Genomic DNA, 2,173 nt, shown 5'->3' with positions numbered 1-2,173 from the left:
GGGCTATGCCGGTGTCGACAACCCGCTCTTCTACCAGGAGAACACGATGATGCTCTTCGGCGACGCCAAGAAGATGGTGGAAGAGATCGTCAAGCATCTGGATTGACGAGATTCTCAGCCGTATTATATACTCGCAGGTGTCAACGTCGGGCCGGCATCTGAGGGGGCTCCGGAGGAGGCGATGTCAGGTAGCGATATTCACGAGACGTTCCCCGATGCCCCAATTCTAGAAGCATTAATCAACTTTAATGTGCGATTCTCTCGGGCAGTTGAAGTTGATCGTATAAATTCTTTCCATAATGAATGTGGTTCTACTTTTCCTATTTCACAGGATAGGGTGGAGATAAGGCATACCGTTAGTTTTGATGAGAAAAGCGGGAGCACGGATGCGCAGCTAACGAGAGAATTTGTTGGGAAGGTTTTTTTCGCCGAGGATCGGGCAAGAGCAATACAAATTAGACGTGATGGTTTTGCATATAGTAAACTTCGCCCTTACAACGATTGGAATTCTCTAGTTGAAGATGCTAAGATATGGTGGGAAAAGTATAGAGATTTTTATAATCCTATTTTAGTTACAAAGGCATCTGTCAGATATATCAACAAGATTGGCCTGCCCCGTAGTATATTGGATGCGAACGGTAATATAGTATTAAGTTCACTAAGAAACTATATTTTGACAACAATCTCTATAGAAAACCGATTATCGAGCATAGCCCGAGATGCATTCTGCCGCATCGTGATTCCCCATCCCCGCGAAACATCGATATTGGCGACGGTGATTTCTACGCCGGATAAAAACCAAAATGACCAAGATAAATTTTATCACATTCTTGATATAGATGTTGTAGCTGATGTTGAGATGGATCCGATAAACAATGACGCAATATGGAATTTAATGGATGCTCTTAGGGAGTTTAAAAATAAGATCTTCTTCGCGTCATTGACGGAGCAGGCCAAGGAGTTATTCAAATGACTGCCGTGGCTTCTATCGCAGACGAAGAGCCTCGTTTGGCGGGTGATATGGCGTCTGTCAGACGAGAGCACGTCGACGTTGAAGAGAACCCGCTCTCGGAAACTAAGCTCCAATATTATTTTCCGATTAGTCGTATGGTTGAAAATTATCGAGATGGCCTGTTAAGTCTATTACAGAATGCTAATATTCCCAGGAATATTCAAGAGAAAATAGAAAATCGTCTTTTAATTCTCTTTGATCCAGACGATTGGGATTTCGGCTTGGACAGCGCCCCAGATTTTGCATCTTGGGAGGGAATGATAAATTTTTTTGAATTACAGAAAAGATTTGTATTTCCGAACATTATATTGAGAAGGGATGGCAAATTTGAAGCTATTTGGTGGAAAAATAATTATGGGGAACTTAGGATTTTGTTTCACAACAGAGAAGAAGTAGAGATAACCTGTACGAAGGAAAGGAAAGTTTCCGTATTGGGAATCAGGTTTGGGCGAGTTTTGTCTGAGACGTCTCGGTGTCAAATTGGGGAGATCGAGGGGAGAATTGATGTGGTGGGAAATTCTTGGCCTATTGTCATGGATAAAATGGGTGACCGGGGTCAAACTACAAAGAGGAGATGAGCTGCCGGGATGTCACGATTTTGTCCGGCATTGCAGCCCGAGATGGTTGATTGTGGATAACTTAGCCTTAAACGGAGAAGAAGCAGAAAAGGTTCACGAAGATCTTTTTCAGGTAAGAAACAATGAGGACGGGGTTTCTGGTCTTTGGCTTCAGAAATACGGCTTTTCCGAGCATAAAGCGCTTCGTTGCGTATCGAAGCAAATAATGTCCTCGCGTAGCGTCAATCGGCGCACGCATCGGTTAGCTATTTTAAATATTAGAGAAGCACGGATGACTGGATGGCGAAAGAAATTATTCTTGTCTTTTATATACGATCCAAAAAGTGACATTCCATCACATGCTCTTTTGAAAGGAGGCGGGCTGCAAATCGAATCAGTGCGTCAAGAGCTTGCTAGATTGGCAGTTTTGAAGCCATTTCCATAATAGCCATTTTCATAATTAAGTGATTATCGTATTTATGAACATTGTTTAAAGCAAAGACGGGCGAAATGGTGCAGACCGACGCCATTCGAATGGTAGCCAGACCATTCCCGAGCTTCTAGAAGGAGGGGAGTGGCGGGTCCGAATCGCGGGACCGCGGCG

General features: G+C 43.6%; 4 protein-coding genes. All 4 read left to right on the top strand.

Features of this window, described 5'->3' with window-relative positions:
• On the top strand, positions 1 to 106 hold a 106-nt coding region (locus D6694_06275; GenBank protein RMH44064.1), incomplete at its 5' end, for a hypothetical protein.
• Between the two features lie 75 nt (positions 107 to 181).
• Positions 182 to 973: a TIGR04255 family protein gene (locus D6694_06270; protein ID RMH44063.1), complete on the top strand. Its 792-nt coding sequence runs from the start codon at positions 182 to 184 to the stop codon at positions 971 to 973.
• Positions 970 to 1,590 (top strand): hypothetical protein, encoded by a 621-nt coding sequence (locus tag D6694_06265; protein ID RMH44062.1) that lies wholly within the window; start codon positions 970 to 972, stop codon positions 1,588 to 1,590. Before D6694_06270 ends, D6694_06265 begins: the two co-directional genes overlap by 4 nt.
• Positions 1,559 to 2,014 (top strand): hypothetical protein, encoded by a 456-nt coding sequence (locus D6694_06260; protein ID RMH44061.1) that lies wholly within the window; start codon positions 1,559 to 1,561, stop codon positions 2,012 to 2,014. Before D6694_06265 ends, D6694_06260 begins: the two co-directional genes overlap by 32 nt.
• Positions 2,015 to 2,173: the final 159 nt, after the last annotated feature.

It is taken from the genome of Gammaproteobacteria bacterium (genome assembly GCA_003696665.1).
Classification (GTDB): Bacteria; Pseudomonadota; Gammaproteobacteria; order Enterobacterales.
Note: the sequence above shows the minus strand (reverse complement) of the source record. Positions and strands in the feature narration are given on the sequence as shown.